This window comes from Flavobacterium sp. W1B, assembly GCF_047344965.1.
In the GTDB taxonomy this organism is placed as follows: domain Bacteria; phylum Bacteroidota; class Bacteroidia; order Flavobacteriales; family Flavobacteriaceae; genus Flavobacterium.
The window spans coordinates 61,329-82,833 of record NZ_CP178845.1 but is presented as its reverse complement, the minus strand read 5'-3'; the positions used below and the strand labels follow the sequence as shown (position 1 = coordinate 82,833).

Sequence of the window (21,505 nt, the reverse complement as noted above, 5' to 3'; positions counted from 1 at the left end):
ACCGTTAATTGAATATTTTTATTGATTTTGATTGTGTGTGTTAAACAACAAAAGATGCTGAGAAGCATCTTTTGTTGTTTTGATTAATTTGAAGTTCTGGGCATTAGATTTGTATTTTAACTTCAGATCTGAAACTATTTAGTAAAACATGATGTTTTTTTTTCTGGAATTATTGATTGAGGTAATTATGACTAATTAAAAATGTTTTATCTTTTTTTACACAAGTCGCAAAATAAACTGGTAGGTACTGGTTTGTTGAATTTAAATTTCAGTATATATTTGAATTTTCTTATTTTTTAAGATGCTTTTTCTAAAATATAGTAAACGTCAGAAAATGGGCAGCATTTTGATTTTGTAACTAAAATTAGAAACGGTTTGGTTCTAAAAATCTAAAAGACCAATTAATTAAATGAAAACCGAATAAGAAAAATTAAGATTTTTTTTTGCTGATTGATAAAAGTAAATAATAATATCGGTAAGAATGATATGTCATTTAAGTAATTATACTTTGACATCTTAGATTTTACAAAAAATAAAAACAATGTTAAACGCTTAATTTATAACCTTTGAATATGAAAATTAATAGCCTTTTAGTTATTAGCTCTTTATTTCTTTTTGGTGTTAATTCCTATAGTCAGAAAGCTGATATATGGCATTATATTGAAAACGAAAATGTGATCAGTGAGAACAAAGAACCTGCTCGTGCAACATTTACATCCTTCACTTCTGCTGAAGATGCTACAAATGGGAAAGCAAAGTACAAGCAAGTTTTAGATGGTATGTGGAAATTTAAATGGGTTGCTTCTCCAAAAGACCGTCCTACCACTTTTATGAATCCTTCAGAGAATGTAAATGGTTGGGATAATATAAAAGTACCTTCAAACTGGGAGGTAGAAGGTTATGGTATTCCTATATATGTAAATCATCAATATGAATTTGCCGATTATAAAGCGCCTATCGCCAGTGATATGGAGTTAGATGGGATTTATCCAAAATATCCGGGGAAAGTTCCTCACGAAAATAACCCAGTAGGATCTTACCGTAGGGATTTTGATTTAGCCAATGATTGGGATGGAAAAGAAATTTTTCTGCATGTAGGAGCAATGAAATCGGGTGGTTTTGTTTGGATAAACGGCCAATACGTAGGATACTCTCAGGGCAGTAAATTGCCTGCTGAATTTGATATCACGAAATACGCCAAAGCTGGAAAGAATACAATTGCCCTGCAAATTTTCAGATGGACTGATGGTAGTTATTTAGAATGTCAGGATTTTTGGAGAATTAGCGGAATTGAGCGCAGCGTTTATGTGTACGCCCAGCCAAAAGTGAGAATCAAAGATTTTGAAGTAGTTTCGAACTTAGATAAAGCTTATGAAAACGGACTTTTTAGTTTGGATATTGAACTTAAGAATCATTTGCTTAAAAATCAAAAATTAAAAGTTGCTTATAGCATCCTCGATGGAAAGCAGTTGCTACAAAAAGGACTTCAAGGAATTTCTATTCAAAAAGATTCAACGGCTCAATTATCATTTAGTACAACAATTGAAAATGTAAAACAGTGGAGTGCAGAACACCCTAATTTATACACTTTAAATATTGATGTTTTAGATTCAAAAGGGAAGTCAATTGAATCTACAACTCGTCAGATTGGTTTTAGAAGTGTTGAAATCAAAAACGGATTGTTATTAGTAAATGGAAAAAGCATTAAACTTAAAGGAGTCAATGCTCAAGAAACTGATCCTGAAACTGGCCACGTAATGTCTGAAGAATTAATCTTGAAAGATATTCGTATGTGGAAAGAGAATAATATCAATGCGGTACGTTTGAGTCATTATCCACGCGGAAGTAGATTCTATGAGTTATGTGATGAGCACGGTATATATGTAGTTGATGAAGCTAACATCGAATCCCATGGTATGTATTATGGAGACCGCTCTTTAGCTAAGAAACCAAGTTGGGAAAAAGCACATGTTGATAGAATGACTCGTATGGTTGCCCGCGACAAAAACCATCCTTCGGTAATTATTTGGTCTATGGGTAATGAAGCTGGAAACGGTGTGAATTTTTACGCTGGTTACAAAGCAATCAAAGCAATGGATAAATCTAAAAGACCTGTTCAGTACGAGCGTCCTTATAAAGATTACGATGGTAGCGACTATGATATGGATTGGAATACAGATATTATTGTTCCTCAATATCCTTCGCCTGCTCATTTTGAATCGATAGGTAAATCAAAAACTGACCGTCCATTTATTCCGAGTGAATATGCACACGCAATGGGTAACAGTACAGGTAACTTCCAGGATTATTGGGATATCATTGAACAATATGAAAATTTACAAGGCGGATTTATTTGGGACTGGGTTGATCAGTCTCTTTGGAAAACAAACGAAAAAGGAGAACGCTTCTATGCTTATGGTGGAGATTATGGTAAAAATATGCCAACGGATAATTCGTTCTTAAATAACGGAATTGTTTTCCCGGACAGAACGCCACAACCGGCACTTTTTGAAGTGAAAAAAGCCCATGAGTTTATCAATTTTAAACAAAAAGGAATCAACGGCCATAATGAGTTGAGAATTTTAGTTGAGAATTTATATGACTTTACTAATCTGAATGAATTTGATTTAATCGCTAAAATAAAAGCAGATGGTAAAATATTAAAAACCATTCCAGCTCAAACTTTAGATGTTGAAACTCAAACAGGTAAATTATTGCGTGTTGATCTAAAAGGAATTGACTATAAGAAAAATACAGAGTATTATGTTGAAGTAGAAGCTGTAACAAAAAAGGACTGGGGACTTTTGCCAAAAGGATTTCAAGTGGCTCATGAGCAAATAAAAATTGACAAATTGCATGTTGAAGAGCAAGCAGCAGTGGCACAAGGAGCTTCTTTGAAAGTTAAAAGTACAGATAAAGGAGTGACAATATCTAATGAGGTTGTTAGCGTTGAATTTAATAAAAAGCAAGGCCGCATCACTTCTTATGTGTACAAAGGGAATGAACTTTTAAAAGACGGAAATGGGCCAAAACCTAATTTCTGGAGAGCGGTAACTGATAATGATTCAGGAAACAGGATGTATACTAATAATATTGAATGGAAGAAAGCTACCTTGTTTTCTGAAGTTACAAGTATGACAACAAAAAAACTAGCTGACAATCTAATCGAATTAAAAGTTACTTACGATTTGCCAGGTGTGAACACTAAGTTTTATAGTACGTATCAAATAGACGGTAATGGAATTGTAAAAGTGGAAAATCTTTTGGATAAAACGGCTTATAAGGCTGATTTACCAAGACTCGGAATGCGTATGCAGTTGCCTAAGCAGTATAGTAAAATGACTTATTTTGGTCGTGGTCCATGGGAGAATTATTCTGACAGATACCATTCTGCTTTTGTAGATCTTTATGAGTCTAGTGTAAGTGATCAATACGTTCCTTATGTAAGACCTCAAGAGAATGGTTATAAAACTAATGTTAGATGGGTTGCATTAGCTGATGAAAAAGATAACGGTCTGTTAGTTGTTGCTGATAATGTAAAGAAAGGTTTAGGAATAAGCGCTTTGCATATGACTATGGAAGACTTTGATACCGCTGATGGTTTAGATTATGGAAAAGCTTCCAAAATTGAAACAAAATATAGAACTGATGGAATTCCACAGATTAACGCTAGTAAACACATTAATGACATAAAAGAGCGCGATTTAGTAGAGCTTAATATTGATTTAGGTCAAAGAGGTGTAGCTGGAGACGATAGCTGGGGATCTACACCACAGGACAAATATAAAATCAAAGGAGAGGTAGCTCAAGGTTATTCTTACTACTTAATCCCTTTCGAAAAAGGAACTAAAGAGTCTATGCTGAAATTATCAAAAGAGTATGCTAACTCAAAAGTAAAATAGTAGGCTAATTAAATGAGTAATATAAAAGGCACAAAAAGTTGATTTTAAAAGCAATTTTTTAGTGTTTTAAAAAAGAGTAATGAGGTTTAATAGCCTTGTTACTCTTTTTTGTTTTTATATAAATTATAGGTTCAGAAAGCAGTCCTTTTGCTGTTTTACTAGTATCAAATAAAGTTTAAAGCTATGTGCTTTTAGTGGATTTCGCTTCTGAAAAAAGTAAATCACAAATTCGCGAATTTTAGAATATTTATAATATAATAATTTGCGGTAAAAACTGTAAATCAACTTTGTGGAATTTTAGTCGACAAAACAAAATATATGGGCTTTCGGTTCATAGTGGTTAAGTTAAAAAAACAGTTGTCCATCATTTTATTATAATGCAAATTTGATGTTTTTTTGCAATGGTTTTGTAAAAGTAGATAGTTTACAAATTGCTTCAAGATCCAGTCTTTTTGTTTTTTTTTAATGGTATGAACCTGGTTTTTTGTAATTATACTTAATTTAAAATATTTTATTATTTTTTGCACAAGTCGTAAAAAAACTGGTAGGTACCGCTATGTTTAACAGTTATACTTGTTATATTTTTGAATATATTTTTTTATTAAAATCAAACACCAAATACCAAACTCACCAACCAAATGAAAAGTTTATTATCGAAATCCTTGCATCGTTTTCACCTCTTTTACTAAATCGTTTTAGTTCGAACTTTTTTTTGAGCTTGTCCTAATAAAGAGATTTCAGAATAATTTATATACCTACAAAATAGTTTGATAATTCTTTTACAATTCGATAGACATGATTTGTGAATTCATGGCAGGATTTGGCGATTTAGATTTTGAACTAAACGGAATACACTAACTAAAAATACTACCACGAAAAATTATTAACATAACCAGTAAAACATGAGGAAGAGAAAAACGATTTAGCAGACAATTGCAAGAAAAAAAGGGAAAAACTTTTGTAGCACTTACCCTTAAGAAAAGAAGTTATTGCCAAGTAACGATAACTGATTTTATTTAGTCATAAACTAACAAAAAACTAAAGTATGGTTAAAATTCACAAAAATAAAACGATTTTTAAGATAAAGAAAATCGTATTTGCTCAGCTTGTACTGGGAACCTTTATGGTCGGTACATCTTATGCTGGAAATAGTAACGGAGAGGGACTTTTAGTAGGGAATACTTCCTCTGGGACTAAAAATGGAAGTATTGGAAATATTCAAAATGCTTCTAAGGAATTTCAAAATGAAAGGCAAAACCGTATTGCGGTTGAGAAAATTACAGGTACAGTTGTCGATGAGCAAGGAGGTTCTCTTCCTGGGGTTAATGTAATTAAAAAAGGTACTAAAACAGGGGTGGTTACTGATTTAGACGGTAATTTTACAATTAACGCTGATAAAGGGGAAATTTTGGTTTTTTCTTATATAGGGTTCGTTAACCAAGAAATACAAATTAGAGATAATAAGATTTTAAAGATTGTTTTAAAATCGGAAGCTCAGGTAATGAACGAAGTAGTTGTAGTGGGGTATGGTTCACAGAAAAAAACGAATCTGACTGGATCAGTTACTCAAATTGATGCTAAGGTTTTAAAAGACAGACCAATTACAAGATTATCTCAAGGATTACAAGGTGCTATTGGGGGTTTGAATATTATTAGTAATGGTGGGGCTCCAAATGCAACACAGTCAATCAATATTCGTGGATTTACAGGATTAGGTACTGCAGGATCACCATTGGTTGTTATTGATGGAATTCAAGGAGGTGATATTAACTCTATTAATGCTAATGATGTTGAAAGTATCTCAGTCATAAAAGATGCTGCAGCCTCTGCTGTTTATGGATCAAGTGCTCCTTATGGAGTAATATTGATTAAGACTAAGCAAGGTAAAAAAGGCCAGCCTGTTTCTATAACGTACAATAATAATTTTACTTTTGATACACCAATCGGACTTCCTAAAATGCTGAATTCATTAGAGTTTGCAAAAATTTACAACCAATCTCTAGCAAATGGAGGAGGCGCTCCTTTCTTCAATCAAGATGCATTGGATAGAATGGCTGCTTATCAAAATGGAACTCTTGCAACCGAAACACAAGCGAACTCTACAGGAGATTCTTGGAAAGGTTGGGGATCTGCAAATGCTAATAATGATTGGTATAAAATATATTTCAAAGATATTTCGGCTAGCCAACAACATAATATTGGTGTGAGTGGAGCAACTGATAATTCTAATTATTATGTTGGTTTAGGATATAATAAAAAAGAAGGAATGTACCGTTATGGAGACGATAATTATGTACGTTATAATCTTCGTGCAAACCTATCCAGCAACCTTACAGAATGGCTTACATTCAATTTCAGAGGTGCTTTCTCTCAAGACAAATATGATACTCCAAATACCTATGGAGGAAGAACCGGTGGAAATTTTATGCATCAAATTGGTAGAAAACATCCAAATATTCCTTTGTACACACCTGATGGAAGTATCGCTGATTTAAGTGATATTTTATTGTTGAAAGAAGGTGGTAGAAACATAGAAACAAACGATAAACCGATATTTACAGGTGAGTTTGTAACTAAATTTACTAAAAACTGGACTGGAACTGTAAATTATACTTTTGATGGTGTATTTTACAATCAGACCAATCATACAAAAACACTATATGCACCGCTACCTAGTGGTTCATTAGCTGAAGTTGGAGGAACTGCTCCAAATAGATTTGCAAGATTCTTTTCTAAAAGCCAAAAAAGTATCATAAATGCCTTTACTAGCTATGATTTAGATCTTAAAAAGCATCAGCTTAAATTTTTAGGAGGTTATGTTCAGGAATTAACGACTTATTCTTCTTTGTCTGGTGCTAATAATAATTTGTATTCAGATAAAATCCCATCAATATCAACATCATACGGAACTACGCCTTCTGTTTCTGACAATGCTTATAAGTTAGCCATTCAAGGATATTTCGGAAGAATTAATTACTCTTATGATGATAAATACTTGCTAGAGATTACAGGTCGTTATGATGGTAGTTCTCGTTTCTTAAAAGACGTACGTTGGAAAGCCTATCCGGGTGTTTCTGTTGGTTGGAACGTAAATAAAGAAAATTTCTGGAAAGACGGAATTGCAGATGTAGTTAATACACTTAAATTCAGAGCTTCTTATGGTTCTTTAGGTTCTCAAGATCCTGATCTTTTAGGTAACTATCCTTTTTATCCAAGTTTAGGAACGGTTTCTCCTACTTCAAGCAACTGGTTTTTTGGTCCTACTAGACAACCTTATGTAAATACTCCAGGATTAGTGGATCCTACCCTAACATGGGTTACGGCTACTACAAGAAATTTTGGTGTTGATGCTTCGTTTTTGAATAAAAGATTGACAGCAAACTTTGATATGTACACTAGAAAAATGGATGACTACATAGGACCTGCGCAGGAATTACCGGGAATATTAGGTATTTCAGCACCTAGAACAAATAGTACTGCCATGGAAACTAAAGGATTTGAATTGACCTTAGCTTGGAATGACAATATTGGTGATTTCAAATATGGTGTAAGAGGTGTCTTAAGTGATTACAAAGGTCGTGTTACTAAATATCCTAACCCTAACAAGTTGTTGAACACCTGGTATGAAGGACAAAATATGGGCGAAATATGGGGATTTGAAACAGATCGTTACTTTACTGATGCCGATGATTTAGCTAATGTACAACAATTTGGTCTGTCAAATTGGTCAGCTGGAGATATTAAGTATGTTGATTTGAATGGAGACGGAAAAATAGATTGGGGTAATTCAACTGTAGATAATCCTGGAGACCGAAAAGTAATAGGAAACTCTACACCAAGATACAGCTATAGTTTCTTTACGGATGGTAGCTGGAAAGGATTTGATTACAGTATCTTCATTCAAGGAGTTGGTAAAAGAGATTACTATACCAATAGTAATATGTATTTTGGTATTGTTGGAAGTGAGTGGCAAAGTTCTTTGTTTACAGAACATCTTGACAGGTGGTCTCCTGAAACTCCAAATGGATTTTTCCCAAAAGCGTATATAGGTGGAGGTAACTGGTGGAAAAATACTGAGGCCCAAACTAAATATTTAATAAATGCTGCTTACTTACGTATCAAAAATGTACAAGTTGGATACACTCTTCCAACTACTATTTCTAATCAAATAAGAATTCAGAAACTACGTTTTTACATCAGCGTTGATAATTTAGCAACATTTACTAAAATGAACGATCACTCCGTATTAGATCCGGAAAATACATTCTCTGATGCTAAAAATTATCCTTTACAAAGAAGCGTTTCTGTAGGTGCTAACATCACTTTGTAAAGACAATAATAATTCTAAAAATATAATAATATGAAATTTATAAAATATTTCAGTGCAGGTTTGGTTTGCCTTTTGGTATTTACTTCCTGCGAAGCAGACTTCTTGGAGCGTTCTCCAGAGGTGAATATTAGTGATGGTGAATTTTGGAAAACTAAAAATGATCTAAAGTTATATGCCAATAATTTTTACAATAATTTCCTTCCTTCTTATCAAGGTTATTTTACACAAGGAATTTACGGTTTAGATGCTGATGAAGGAACGGATAACATGGTTCACCTTAATTTTAATGGAACAATCCTTAACGGCGAACGCCTAATACCTTCTTCTGGTGGAGGATGGACTATAACGGAGTGGAGTAGGATTAGAAACGTTAACTACTTTCTGCAAAATTATACTAAAAGTACAGAGAACTTTGAAGTAATTAAAGAACATGTAGGAGAAGCTCATTATTTCAGAGCCCTATTGTATTTTGATTTAATGAAAAAATTCGGGGATCTACCTTGGGTTGACAAAGCTTTAACTCCTAATGATACTGAGTTTTTGAAAACCGCTAGAGTATCAAGATCAATAATCGCCGATAATATATTGGCCGATCTTGATAAGGCTATCCTTTATTTACCTACCAAAGCCAGCTCTGCAAGCAACCGTGTTTACAGAGAGGTTGCTATGGCATTGCAAGCTAGAATTGCACTATACGAAGGGACTTGGGAGAAATATCATGCAGGAACTGCTTTTGGTGTCGCGGGCTCTAATGGAGATAAATACCTGACTAAAGCTGCCGCTGTATCTAAAGTCATTATAGATTCTGGTATCTTTGATTTAGATAATAAAACTACTGGAAATAACAGAGGATATTGGTCTCTTTTTAATCAGTCCAATTATGATAGTAGTAAAGAAGTTATGTTCTGGAGAAGATTTGATGTAGCTTCAAACTTTACCAATCGTTGGGCCGAATATGGAGCTCGTGGTAATGGTAAAGGATTTACTAAGAGTTTAGTTGATGACTATTTATGTACAGATGGTATGCCAATTAGTACAAGTTCACTTTATCAAGGGGATGCTACTTTAATTGATATCGTTAAAAATAGAGATCCAAGATTAAATCAATCTATTCATGTAAATGATGGTGCACATCCAATAACTAATCTTCGTCCTGGAGGCTTAGCTGATGTTCTATTTACAAATCCGATAGTAGACCAAGCAACAGAAGACAACTGTTCTACTGGCTTTCAGAGATTTAAAGGAACAGATCCTAATTATGTTAAACAATTCAACGGTATGGGAGATGCTGGACTTATTTTCTTTAGATATGCTGAAGTATTATTAAATTATGCTGAAGCAAAAGCTGAATTAGGAAATATAACTCAAGCTGATTTGGATATATCAATTAATAAATTGAGAGCTAGAGTTCAAATGCCAGATTTACTGATAGGAAGTATAGTTGCTGACCCAAATTGGGCATTTCCTACCTTATCTCCGGTTATTAATGAAGTAAGAAGAGAAAGACGTGTTGAATTAGCCGCTGAAGGTTTCCGTCATGATGACATTTGGAGATGGGCTGCAGCAGATGAGTTGATTACAGGTAAAAAACCATTAGGAGCTAAAAAAGCACAATGGATAAATGTACCAGGTATAAACCTCTACAACACTAATGTTGATGGTTATGTAGAACCATACAAAAATGTGGGTGCTATGGCAACAGGATATAAATTTAAAGCAGATAGAGATTATTTATTACCTATCCCTTTAAATCAAATTACATTAGCTGGATACACACAAAATCCAGGTTGGTAATATAATTATTGTTATATAAAGGTTTTGTCTAGGGTATATTGGATACTCTAGGCAAAACTTTTTTATATAGTCATGCGACTTAAATAGTTAGATTGTGTCTTACAGTAGAGTTATTGGCTGACAAGGAGAGATGAATTAGTTTTTACTTTTTAATAATAGTATATAAATTGAAAATTTATTTCTACTAAGAATAGATTTCATTAAAAAAGTAGTTGTAGATTTTTTTGTGTATTCGCGAAAAAAAACTGGTAGGGACTGGTATATATTGCAAATAATCTGTTCTATTTTTGAGAATACTTTTTAATTTTTTTTAAACTATTAATCGTCCTAGATTAAAAAGGGCTTTTTAATTATAATAATGTATTGATAAAATGAGATTAAGTTTTACTAAAACAGCCTTATTGTTTCTATTATTTGGAATGACTGTTAAAGGTTTTTCAAAGAATATTGCATTTGTTTGTTTTCATGAAAAAAGTGAAGTTCTACCAACTTTAAATAAGATAAAATTAAACGGTTACTTCAATGAAGTAACTTTGGGAGATACGCTTGTTGAGCGTTTTAGCAATGATAAAAATCGTACCGTAAATATCATTCCTGAACCGGTAAGCATGCAAATTTCTGAAGGGAGATATATAATAGATCGAGCTGCGAGTATTTATTTTAATTCAAAAGATGCGGAGCTTTCTAAACACGCCGGTTTTTTATCTACAGCAATAGAATCCCTTTCAGGAATTAAACTCAAAAAGGCTGTATCAGCAAACAAAGCAGCAATTCAATTAGTAATTTCAAAATCTGATGTTATCGGAAAGGAAGGCTATAATTTGAGGGTTACTGAAAAAGGAATTGTTATTTCGGCTAATACGGATAAAGGAATTTTTTACGGCATTCAAACCTTGTTGCAGATAATGCCAGCAATTCGTACCAATCAAAAACTACAAATACCTCGACTTGCTATAACAGATTATCCTCGTTTTCAATGGAGAGGAATGATGCTGGATGTCAGTAGACACTTTTTTTCGCCCGAGGCTATAAAAAACTATATTGATTTATTGGCTTCTTACAAAATGAATGTTTTTCATTGGCATTTAGCCGATGCCGAAGGTTGGAGACTGGAAATAAAAAAGTACCCAAAATTGACTTCGGTAGGTGCATGGAGACAGGAAATGCCAGGGAGTATCTTTTATAAAAAAGAGCAAAAGCTAACAGGAGAACCATTTAGCTATGGCGGTTATTATACCCAAGAGCAAGTTAAAGAGATTATTGCTTATGCTGTCAAAAGAAATGTTACGGTGGTTCCCGAAATTGAGATGCCAGGACATTCGGATGCAGCTATAGCTGCTTATCCCGAGTTTGGCTGTACAGGAAAACCGCAAGGAGTAAGAACTTCTATGGGGCCTTTTCCAGGTGCCGAGGCTAATTTCTGTGCCGGAAAAGAAAGCACTTTCCTCTTTTTGCAAGATGTTTTGCAGGAAGTAATACAGCTATTCCCATCTTCATACATCCACGTAGGTGGTGATGAGGTGGATAAGAAATGTTGGGAGAATTGTAGTTTATGTCAAAAAAGAATGAAAACCGAAGGGCTTAAAGACGTAAAGGAACTGCAAAGTTATTTTATAAAAAGAATTGGTAAATTCTTGACTGCAAAGGGGCGAAAAATGATTGGATGGGATGAAATCCTTGAAGGAGGTTTGGCACCCAATGCAACTGTAATGAGCTGGCGCGGAGAAAAGGGCGGAATTGATGCAGCAAAACTACAGCACGATGTAATCATGACGCCAGCCAAAGTACTTTACTTTAATAGGTATCAAGCGGATACGCTCAAAGTACAACAGCGGCTAGCTGCAAAATTTTCGATCAATTCTCTTAAGAAAGTGTATGATTATGAGCCTGTACCAAAGGAACTAAATGCTGATGAAGCCCGTTTTGTTTTGGGTGCACAAGCTTGCCTTTGGACAGAATTTATTTCTTCGGTTCCACATTTAGAACAAATGACAATGCCACGTATGCTTGCATTATCGGAGGTTTTATGGTCTCCATTGGCACAAAAAAATTGGAATCAATTTAAAGAGAAGGTTCCAGTTCACACAAATAGACTCGGTATCGGCGGTATCGGATTTTTCTTCTCAGAATTTCTTACAATAGAATAAATTAAAACCTAAATAATTATAGTAAACATGATGATTTCTTTAAAAAATAGCTACGGATTACTCCTTTGGATTTGGATATTGTGCTTTTCCGTACAAAACACTTCTGCTCAACAAAAGGGTAAAACTGCAGCAGCTAGACAAACTGTATCACTCAATAAAAATTGGAAATTCCATTTAGGGAGCGCTAATAATCCTGCTAAAGATTTCAATTACGGTATTGTTCGTAATTTCACTATTGCCGGTGGAGGTGGCGGAGCTGTAGCACCAAAATTTGACGACAGCAAATGGCGTACTGTAAATGTACCTCATGATTGGGCGGTAGAACTTCCCTTTGAATACCATAAACATTTTGATGTTCAAAGTCATGGCTATAGACCCGTTGGTGGTTTTTATCCGGATAATAGCGTTGGTTGGTATAGAAAACGTTTTTCGGTAGATAAAGAAAAAGAAGGACAACGTTTTGTTCTTCGATTTGAAGGTGTTTTCCGTGATTTTAAATTATGGGTAAACAATAATTATATTGGAGGAAATTTTGGAGGTTACACCGAAAGTTCTTTCGATATTACGGATTTTATCGAGTTTTCAAAGGATAATCTTATTGTAGTTCGCGTTGATGCCACACAATATGAAGGCTGGTTTTATGAAGGAGCCGGTATTTACAGAAACGTATTTCTTGAAACATTTACTCCGGTTCATATTCCGGAATATGGAGTTTATGTAGCGGCAAAAGTGGAAAAATCACAAGCAAAGGTTACGGCTCAAACTGCGGTTAAAAATCAAGAAGGTAAAACGGTTGACTGCGCTGTAGTTTCTTACGTTATTGATGCGAAAGGAACAAAAGTTACCCCATCTTTGACAGAGAAAGTTAAAGTAAAAAATAACGAAACACATCAGGTTGAACAAAATTTCGCTATCAAAAAACCAATGTTGTGGGGACTTGATACACCTAATTTATACCGATTAGTATCTATTGTAAAAAAAGAAGGAAAAACTGTAGACAGTCTTTCAACTGAATTTGGCGTACGTACTTTTGATTATAATGCCACTACAGGATTTTCTCTAAACGGAGAATCCATGAAAATAAAAGGAATGTGTGTGCATCAGGATCACGCCGGTGTGGGATCTGCAGTGCCGGACGCTTTAGTGTATTACAGAATCAAACTATTGAAAGAAATGGGAGTGAATGCCTACCGTTGTAGCCATAACCCACCTTCAAAATCAGTGTTAGAAGCTTGTGATAAACTCGGAATGATGGTTATGGACGAAATTCGCGTAATAGGTACCGGTAAAGAATATTACGAACAATTTGAAAAATTAATAAAAAGAGACCGCAATCACGCGAGTATCATGCTTTGGAGCTTAGGAAACGAAGAAACGGGCGTTCAGAATACCGATTTAGGTAGACGAATGGCGCATACTTTGGTACAACGACAAAAAGAATTAGATCCTTCACGATTGAGTACTTATGGAGGGAATAACGGAATCAATTTCAAGGGGATTAACCAAGAAATGGATGTAAGAGGATTTAATTATCACATTAAAGAATTAGATGATTATCATAAGGAACATCCTACTCAACCGATTGTTTTTAGTGAAGTTTCTAGTATGGTAAGTTCAAGAGGAATGTATGCCAAAGATTCTATCAAAGGATATTTGCCCGATTACGATATGAATAAGCCAGGTTGGGGACAAAGAGCCGAAGAATGGTGGAAATTTACCGTTGACAGACCTTGGTTAATGGGTGGTTTTGTTTGGACTGGTTTTGATTATCGTGGAGAGCCAACACCGTTTACTTGGCCAAACGTAAATTCGCATTTCGGAATAATGGATGTTTGCGGATTTCCAAAGAACACCTATTATTACTACCAAAGCTGGTGGACAGACAAAGACGTTATCAAAATTTATCCACATTGGAACGGTCATAAAGCTGGTGACAAAGTAAATGTATGGTGTAATAGCAATGCCGATGAGGTTGAATTAGTTTTAAATGGAAAAAGTCTCGGCAAAAAAGTAATGCCACGCAACGGACATTTGGAATGGGACGTTGTTTATGAGCCTGGAAAATTGGAAGCTATTGGTTTCAAAAAAGGGAAAACCATTCGTACAGCGGTCGAAACCACTTCAGCACCTTATCAAATTGTTCTGACACCGGACCGAAAAACAATATCCGCTGACGGAAACGATGTTTCTGTAATAAATGTAACGGCTTTTGATAAACAAGGCAGAGAGATTCCCGATGCGATGAATTTGATTCAGTTTAAGCTAAAAGGAGATGCAACTATTTTGGGAGTGGGTAATGGAGATCCAAGTTCTCATGAAGACGATAAATGCCTAGACGGTAACTGGAAACGTTCGCTATTTAATGGGAAATGCCAAATCATTCTACAGTCTATGGATAAAGAAGGTGAATTTTCACTTACAGCTACTTCCGAAGGTTTACAAAGTACCGCTGTTACAATAACAATGAAAAATAAATAGGAATGAAAATATTTAAAATACCTGCAATACTATTTGCTTTTTCCTGTAGCTTTTCCGCTCAGCTATTTGCTCAAAATAAAACGGAAACTGGCAAAAGACCCAATATAGTTATCATTATCTCTGATGATCATGCTTTTCAGGCTATTAGTGCTTATGGGAATAAATATGCAAAAACGACTAATATCGATCGTATTGCTAAAGAAGGAGCGCTTTTTAATAAAGGATATGTTACCAATTCTATCTGCGGTCCCAGCCGTGCGGTAATTTTGACGGGTAAATACAGCCATAAAAATGGTTTTAAGGATAATGAAAATTCCCGATTTGACGGGAGTCAGGATTCTTTTATTAAACAATTGAAAGGTTCCGGCTATGAAACCGCTTGGATTGGAAAATGGCATTTAGAAACAGATCCTCAGGGTTTTGATTATTGGCAAATTCTACCCGGACAAGGACATTATTACAATCCGGATTTTCATATGATGGATGGAAGTCGAAAACGCACCGAAGGATATGTTTCGGATATAGTCGAAGATGTTTCCGAAAATTGGATGGATAATCGCGATAAAGACAAACCTTTTTGTTTGGTTATCGGGCATAAAGCTACGCATCGTACCTGGATACCGGATATTAAGGATATGGGTAAGTTTGATGATGTTACTTTCCCTTTGCCTCATAATTTTTATGATGATTACAAAAACCGTGAGGCCGCCAAAGTTCAGGATATGTCTATTGCAAAAACTATGGTAATGGGATATGATCTAAAAGTATTTAAAGACGAAACAGACACGAATAAAGAAGGGACTATTTCTAGAATGAACGCCGAACAACGAAAAAAGTTTGATGATTATTATTTGCCAATAGCTGCCGATTTGAAATCCCGTAATTTAAGCGGGAAGGAATTGACCGAATGGAAATACCAGCGATACATGCGCGATTATCTGAGTACCGCAGTTTCTTTAGACAGAAATATCGGGCGTACTTTAGATTATTTAGACAAAAATAATTTAACCGAGAATACGATTGTCATTTATCTTTCGGATCAGGGATTTTATTTGGGTGAACACGGTTGGTTTGACAAGCGTTTTATTTATGAGGAATCTTTTAGAACACCTATGGTTATGCGTTATCCTGGAGTGATTAAGCCCGGTACGGTATCCAATGATTTGGTGATGAATTTAGATATTGCTCCAACGATGCTTGATGCGGCAGGTGTGGCTACTCCAAAAGACGAACAAGGAGAATCTATGTTACCATTATTTACCGATAAAAAAGCCAAAGGACGTGATGCTATATTTTATCACTACTATGAAAATGGAGAACATTCGGTATCACCTCATTTTGGAATAAGAACCAAGAGATACAAGCTGGTACGTTTCTATAAGCGTGTCAGTTCTTGGGAATTGTATGATTTAAAGAAAGATCCTAATGAAATGAATAATTTATATGGGCAAAAAGGATCTGAAAAAATTACTGCCGAGATGAAAGTTAAGCTTAATAAGCTGATCGATCAATATGACGATCAGGACGCCAAAGCGTTATTAAAAGGGTAGTAGTTTCAATTGCAGAAGATAAATAATATTGTATAAGTCTGTGGTTCCATAAAATTTATTTCTTTTAAAAAAAGATTGATAGTATTAGTATCAATCTTTTTTTTGAGTGACGATAAGCGATAATTAAACAAAGGTGATTTTTGATTATTAAGATGTTTTAGAATGTAAAATAATAGCATTTTACTTAAGGCTTTGAAAAGAAATAATTGACTAAACTAAGTGATTTTGGTAAAATAGTTTTAATTGTATTTAAAAAATAATGGTAGGAATCAGTATCAAATGTGTAAAGTTGACATTAAGCATTGTTTTAATGTGTGTTTTTTCGGTAAGCGGACAATTAAAGACCTTGCCTTTACCTAATAAACAACAATTAGCCTGGCAGAAAGCCGAATTTGGCGTCGTTTTTCATTATGATTTGCATGTATTTGACACATCAAAATACAACCAAGGTACGAACAGGATTACCCCAGTTGTGGATTACAATATTTTTAATCCTCAACAATTGGATGTGGAACAATGGGTTGTCTCTGCCAAGGCTGCGGGTGCAAAATTTGCTATCCTTACCGTAACTCATGAAACTGGTTTTGCCCTGTATCAATCAGATGTAAATCCTTATTCGATGAAAGCCTTGAAATGGAAAGATGGAAAAGCAGATATACTAAAGGATTTTGTAGATGCCTGTCGAAAACATGACATTAAACCAGGTGTTTATTTAGGGATTCGTTGGAATTCATTTTTTGGTGTACATGATTTTAAAGTAGATGGTGAACCAAATGGAGAGATGCAGAAAAGAAGGCAAGCCTATTACAATAAAATGGTCGAAGGAATGGTAAAAGAAATTTGTACCAATTATGGTCCTTTGTTCGAAATATGGTTTGATGGTGGCGCTAGTAGACCAGAAGAAGGTGCGCCAGATGTGTTGCCAATAGTAAAAAAATACCAACCCGATTGTTTGTTTTATCACAACGACCAGTTGGCCGAAGCACGTTGGGGCGGTTCTGAAAGTGGTATGGTAAACTATCCTTGCTGGTCTACATTTCCATACAATTTTACAGGTTCGGGTGAGAGTGCTATACCCGGAATCTCTAAAAATGGGTTTGCTTTACTGAAAGAGGGAGATGTAAACGGTAAATATTGGGTACCAGCGATGGCGGATGCTCCTTTACGCGGTTTTAATGGAAGACATGAATGGTTTTGGGAACCTGGTGATGAAAAGAGTATTTATCCTTTGAAAGAACTGATGAACATTTATTATAAATCGGTTGGAAGAAATGCTACTCTTATTATGGGATTAACACCGGATAACACAGGGCTTATGCCAAAAGAGGATGTACAACGCCTAAAGGAATGGGGAGATGAAATTAAAAAGAGATTCGATTATCCTATAGCTTTAACAAAAGGAAAAGGGAAGATAATTGAATTGAAATTGGACAAGGAAACAGGCGTAAATCAATTTGTTATACAGGAAAATATCGCCTTGGGACATCGTATAAGGGCTTTCAGGATTCAAGCGTATGAGAAAGGAAAATGGCAAACGGTGAACAACGGTACTGCTATCGGTAATAAATATATTTTTCTATCTGACAAGGCTATTTTTACAAAAAAGCTGAGGTTGGTGATTGATGAATCAGTAGCGGAGCCAGATATAATAAATTTTGCTGTATATAATATTCAAACAAATTAATTTCTTTTTAAAATAAATTTGAAAAAAGAACTAATGACCATTAGCAATGGTTTATTTAAAGTATAAAAAGGTTAAATAGTAGATATGAAAAAAACTTTTATATGGATTTGTATATCCATTTTCGCGATGTCAAATGCTAATGCACAAGATGTAAGTCTCGATTTGCAAAAGCGACCTTTGTTCGATACGATTGCGCAAGCCGCAAAATGGAACGGCATGAAAAATAAAGTAGATGTAAGTTTTGGCAATAGCAATACCCGATATGCACAGGATGTTTTTCCCGAGATCAAGTCGCAAAATAATTTGACGCTTACCGCCTGGAAAGGAGAAAAATTGAATGCACAGATTATGGTTTGGGCCAAAACAAATGTTCCGTCTATTCGTGTGGCAATAACGGATCTAAAGTCAAACAATGGTCACATAATTTCAAAGAGCAACAGCTACACTGGTTTTGTCGATTATGTGATAACCGATGAATTTAAAGGTGGTTGTGGCTATCGTAAACCCGAAAATTTTGATTCGTCATTGGTAGCTGACCCCATCAATACAATGGTTTCATCAGTTGCTTTGAAGAAGAATACAGTACAACCGATTTGGGTTAGTATTAATGTTCCTTCAAATGCTCCGGAAGGGAATTATGTAGCAACTGTAACTGTCAATGCCGATAAAAGTTATCAATTGAAACTTAATGTGAAAGTGGTAAATAAAACGCTGCCCGCTCCATCGCAATGGGTATTTAATCTTGACTTTTGGCAGCATCCCGCAGCCATCGCCAGGGTACATAATGAGAAATTGTGGAGCGATGCGCATTTTGCTTCAATGAAAAAATATTATACCATGCTGGCCAATGCAGGACAAAAGAACATTACGGCAAGTATTGTAAATGAACCTTGGGGGCATCAAACTTATGACGATTATCCAAGCCTTATCAAATGGATAAAAAAGAAAGACGGAAGTTGGGTGTATGATTATAGTTTGTTTGATAAATATATTTCTTTTGTGATGAGTTGTGGTATCAATCAGCGCATCAATTGTTATAGTATGGTGCCTTGGAAAGTCGCATTTCAATATTATGATGAGGGCTTGGCTAAGGATACTGTTTTTACTGAGGAAATTGGTTCAGAAGCATACAATGTTTTTTGGTCATCAATGCTAAAAGATTTTACAAAACACCTGAAACAAAAAGGATGGTTTTCTATTACTGCAATTGCTATGGATGAGCGCCCTATGCCAGCCATGCAGTCAGTTATCAAACTGTTGAAAGAAATTGACAAGGATTGGAAAATTACGTTGGCGGGAGATTATCATCCCGAAATAGAAAAAGATATTTTTGATTATTGTATTGCCTCTCGCTGGAGCTTTCCTGAGGATGTTTTACAACTTCGTCAGCAACAAGGAAAGTTAAGTACTTGGTACACCTGTTGTACGGAGAAATATCCGAACGGATTTACGTTTTCACCACCAGCAGAGCACGTATGGTTGGGATGGTACACTGCAGCAAAGAACATGGATGGCTATCTGCGTTGGGCTTATAACAGTTGGCCAAAAGAACCTCTAAAAGACAGTCGTTTTACCGCCTGGCCAGCTGGCGATACTTATCAGGTGTATCCCGGTCCAATGACTTCTATCCGTTTTGAAAAATTGATTGAAGGTATTCAGGATTTTGAAAAAATAAGAATACTGAAAGAACAGTACAAAAAAAATGGCGAAGAAGAGAAATTAAAAAAACTAGAAATAGCTTTAATGAAATTTGAAATTGAAAAGTTATCGCAGCAAACAGCAGAAGAAATGGTTAAAGAAGCCAAACTTATTTTGAATGTTTTGTAAAAGATAATACAAATTCAAGAGAAGTTAAATTATGAATAAAAAGAAACAATATTTTATGGTTATCAGATAGAAAGCCAATGAGATATTAAAAATAAAAAAACATGAACAATAAAATAGTCTATCGTTATTTTTTCATACCCTTAGTTTTGGTTTTCAGTTGTTTGCAATTAACAGCCCAAAACAAGCGCCCCAATATCATTGTTTTTTTGATAGATGATATGGGTTGGATGGATACTTCGGTTCCTTTTGGAGATAGTGTTATGCCGTTGAATAAACGCTATAACACCCCAAATATGGAACGATTGGCTAAAGAAGGAATGAAATTTACCAATGCCTATGCGCAACCGGTATGTACGCCAACAAGAGCAAGTATGTTAAGCGGTATGAACTCGGCTCATGCCCGAATCACAAATTGGACTTCGCCGGCAAATAATAATCCAACTGATAATCCTGACGAACAGTTTATTGCTCCAGAATGGAATTACAATGGGATGAGTCCGGTGCCAGGAATTGCACATACCCAATATGCTACTCCTTTTCCGCAATTACTAAAAGACTCAGGATATTTTACGGTGCATGTAGGCAAAGCGCATTGGGGATCGTTCGGAACTCCAGGAGCCAATCCGTTGAACATGGGATTTATTGTAAACGTTGCTGGCCATTCGGCGGGGCATCCCCAAAGTTATTTATCTGAGGATAATTATGGTAACAAACCCGGGAAAGCAAGTTGGCAGGCGGTTCCTGATTTGGGAGAATATTATGGAACGGGTACTTTTTTAACAGACGCGCTCACCAAAGAAGCAATAAAAACACTTGAAAATCCGATAAAAAACAAACAGCCTTTTTATTTAAATATGGCGCATTATGCTGTACATGATCCAATGATGGCTGATCCCCGTTATTATCAAAAATATGTAGATGCAGGACTAGATGAGACAGAAGCAAAATACGCCAGCTTAGTGGAAGGTATGGACCAGAGTCTAGGCGATATAATGGATTATCTCGTTTCTAAAAAAGCCGATAAAAATACCATTATTATTTTTATGAGCGATAACGGTGGTTTAAGTCTTGCGCCATCAAGAGCAGGGGAACCTCATACCCAAAATTTGCCTTTGAAAGCAGGTAAGGGGTCTGTGAACGAAGGAGGAATAAGAGTGCCGATGATTGTAAAATGGCCTAGTGTAACTAAGCCGGCTTCGGTGGCAAATCAGTATGTGATTATCGAAGATTTTTTCCCAACACTGTTAGAAATGGCAAAGGTAAGTTCTTATAAAACGGTACAAGACTTAGATGGGAAAAGCTTTTTGCCTATTTTGAAAAATCCAGATTATAAAGATAATAACAGAACTTTGATCTGGCATATTCCAAATAAATGGACAGCAAAAGACGGACCGGGAATCAACTATCAGAGTGCCATTAGAAAAGGAGATTGGAAACTGATATACGATATGCGTGACGGAAGTAAACAGCTCTATAATTTAAAAACTGATATCGGAGAAAATAACGATCTTGCGGCAAAACAACCAGATATGGTAAAAACACTGTCTAAAGATTTGGGAACGCAGTTAAGACAATGGAAGGCAACTATGCCAATAGACAAAAAAAGCAATACAGCTGCGCCCATGCCTGATGAGAATTAAAGATAGTTAGCTAAGGGCAGTAGCTTTATGCTAAAAGAAATTATCTTACAAAAGGTCTTAGAGTTTTAACGAACTCTAAGACCTTTTTTTATTTAATTTTAAATTGAGGCACTTTTAAGGAGTATATTGTTTAGGAATTCGAAGAGGAATTGA

At 35.3% G+C, this 21,505-nt stretch carries 9 protein-coding genes; all 9 read left to right on the top strand.

The genetic code is table 11. The features are described 5' to 3' along the window. Positions 1 to 572: 572 nt before the first annotated feature. The 9 genes from ACMDB5_RS00335 to ACMDB5_RS00295 all read left to right on the top strand — a co-directional run bounded on the left by ACMDB5_RS00335 (position 573) and on the right by ACMDB5_RS00295 (position 21,352). Positions 573 to 3,902 carry a glycoside hydrolase family 2 TIM barrel-domain containing protein gene (locus tag ACMDB5_RS00335; RefSeq protein WP_413999055.1) on the top strand — a complete coding sequence of 1,110 codons (3,330 nt, stop codon included), beginning with the start codon at positions 573 to 575 and terminating at the stop codon, positions 3,900 to 3,902. 1,045 nt (positions 3,903 to 4,947) lie between these two features. Continuing rightward, positions 4,948 to 8,232, top strand: coding sequence for a SusC/RagA family TonB-linked outer membrane protein (locus tag ACMDB5_RS00330; protein ID WP_413999054.1), 3,285 nt, complete (start codon positions 4,948 to 4,950; stop codon positions 8,230 to 8,232). A gap of 30 nt (positions 8,233 to 8,262) precedes the next feature. Continuing rightward, positions 8,263 to 10,026, top strand: coding sequence for a RagB/SusD family nutrient uptake outer membrane protein (locus ACMDB5_RS00325; protein WP_413999053.1), 1,764 nt, complete (start codon positions 8,263 to 8,265; stop codon positions 10,024 to 10,026). A 371-nt stretch (positions 10,027 to 10,397) separates the two neighbouring features. Further along, entirely contained in the window at positions 10,398 to 12,173 is a 1,776-nt protein-coding gene (locus ACMDB5_RS00320; RefSeq protein ID WP_413999052.1) for a beta-N-acetylhexosaminidase, read from the top strand. A gap of 27 nt (positions 12,174 to 12,200) precedes the next feature. Then, the gene (gene galA, locus ACMDB5_RS00315; RefSeq protein WP_413999051.1) at positions 12,201 to 14,651 is read left to right on the top strand and encodes a beta-galactosidase GalA; all 2,451 of its coding nucleotides are present in this window, start codon (positions 12,201 to 12,203) and stop codon (positions 14,649 to 14,651) included. 2 nt (positions 14,652 to 14,653) lie between these two features. Further along, positions 14,654 to 16,201 (top strand): sulfatase, encoded by a 1,548-nt coding sequence (locus tag ACMDB5_RS00310; protein WP_413999050.1) that lies wholly within the window; start codon positions 14,654 to 14,656, stop codon positions 16,199 to 16,201. A gap of 259 nt (positions 16,202 to 16,460) precedes the next feature. Next, positions 16,461 to 17,885: an alpha-L-fucosidase gene (locus ACMDB5_RS00305; RefSeq protein ID WP_413999049.1), complete on the top strand. Its 1,425-nt coding sequence runs from the start codon at positions 16,461 to 16,463 to the stop codon at positions 17,883 to 17,885. Positions 17,886 to 17,969: 84 nt separating this feature from the next. Then, positions 17,970 to 19,712, top strand: coding sequence for a glycoside hydrolase domain-containing protein (locus ACMDB5_RS00300; RefSeq protein WP_413999048.1), 1,743 nt, complete (start codon positions 17,970 to 17,972; stop codon positions 19,710 to 19,712). Positions 19,713 to 19,813: 101 nt separating this feature from the next. Continuing rightward, on the top strand, positions 19,814 to 21,352 hold the full coding sequence (locus tag ACMDB5_RS00295) for a sulfatase (protein WP_413999047.1): 1,539 nt from the start codon (positions 19,814 to 19,816) through the stop codon (positions 21,350 to 21,352). Positions 21,353 to 21,505 lie beyond the last annotated feature (153 nt).

Bases quoted from the DNA above. Each gene is read 5' to 3' on its own strand.
- ACMDB5_RS00335 (WP_413999055.1), top strand. From the start codon at position 573: ATGAAAATTAATAGCCTTTTAGTTATTAGCTCTTTATTTCTTTTTGGT.
- ACMDB5_RS00330 (WP_413999054.1), top strand. From the start codon at position 4,948: ATGGTTAAAATTCACAAAAATAAAACGATTTTTAAGATAAAGAAAATC.
- ACMDB5_RS00325 (WP_413999053.1), top strand. From the start codon at position 8,263: ATGAAATTTATAAAATATTTCAGTGCAGGTTTGGTTTGCCTTTTGGTA.
- ACMDB5_RS00320 (WP_413999052.1), top strand. From the start codon at position 10,398: ATGAGATTAAGTTTTACTAAAACAGCCTTATTGTTTCTATTATTTGGA.
- galA (WP_413999051.1), top strand. From the start codon at position 12,201: ATGATGATTTCTTTAAAAAATAGCTACGGATTACTCCTTTGGATTTGG.
- ACMDB5_RS00310 (WP_413999050.1), top strand. From the start codon at position 14,654: ATGAAAATATTTAAAATACCTGCAATACTATTTGCTTTTTCCTGTAGC.
- ACMDB5_RS00305 (WP_413999049.1), top strand. From the start codon at position 16,461: ATGGTAGGAATCAGTATCAAATGTGTAAAGTTGACATTAAGCATTGTT.
- ACMDB5_RS00300 (WP_413999048.1), top strand. From the start codon at position 17,970: ATGAAAAAAACTTTTATATGGATTTGTATATCCATTTTCGCGATGTCA.
- ACMDB5_RS00295 (WP_413999047.1), top strand. From the start codon at position 19,814: ATGAACAATAAAATAGTCTATCGTTATTTTTTCATACCCTTAGTTTTG.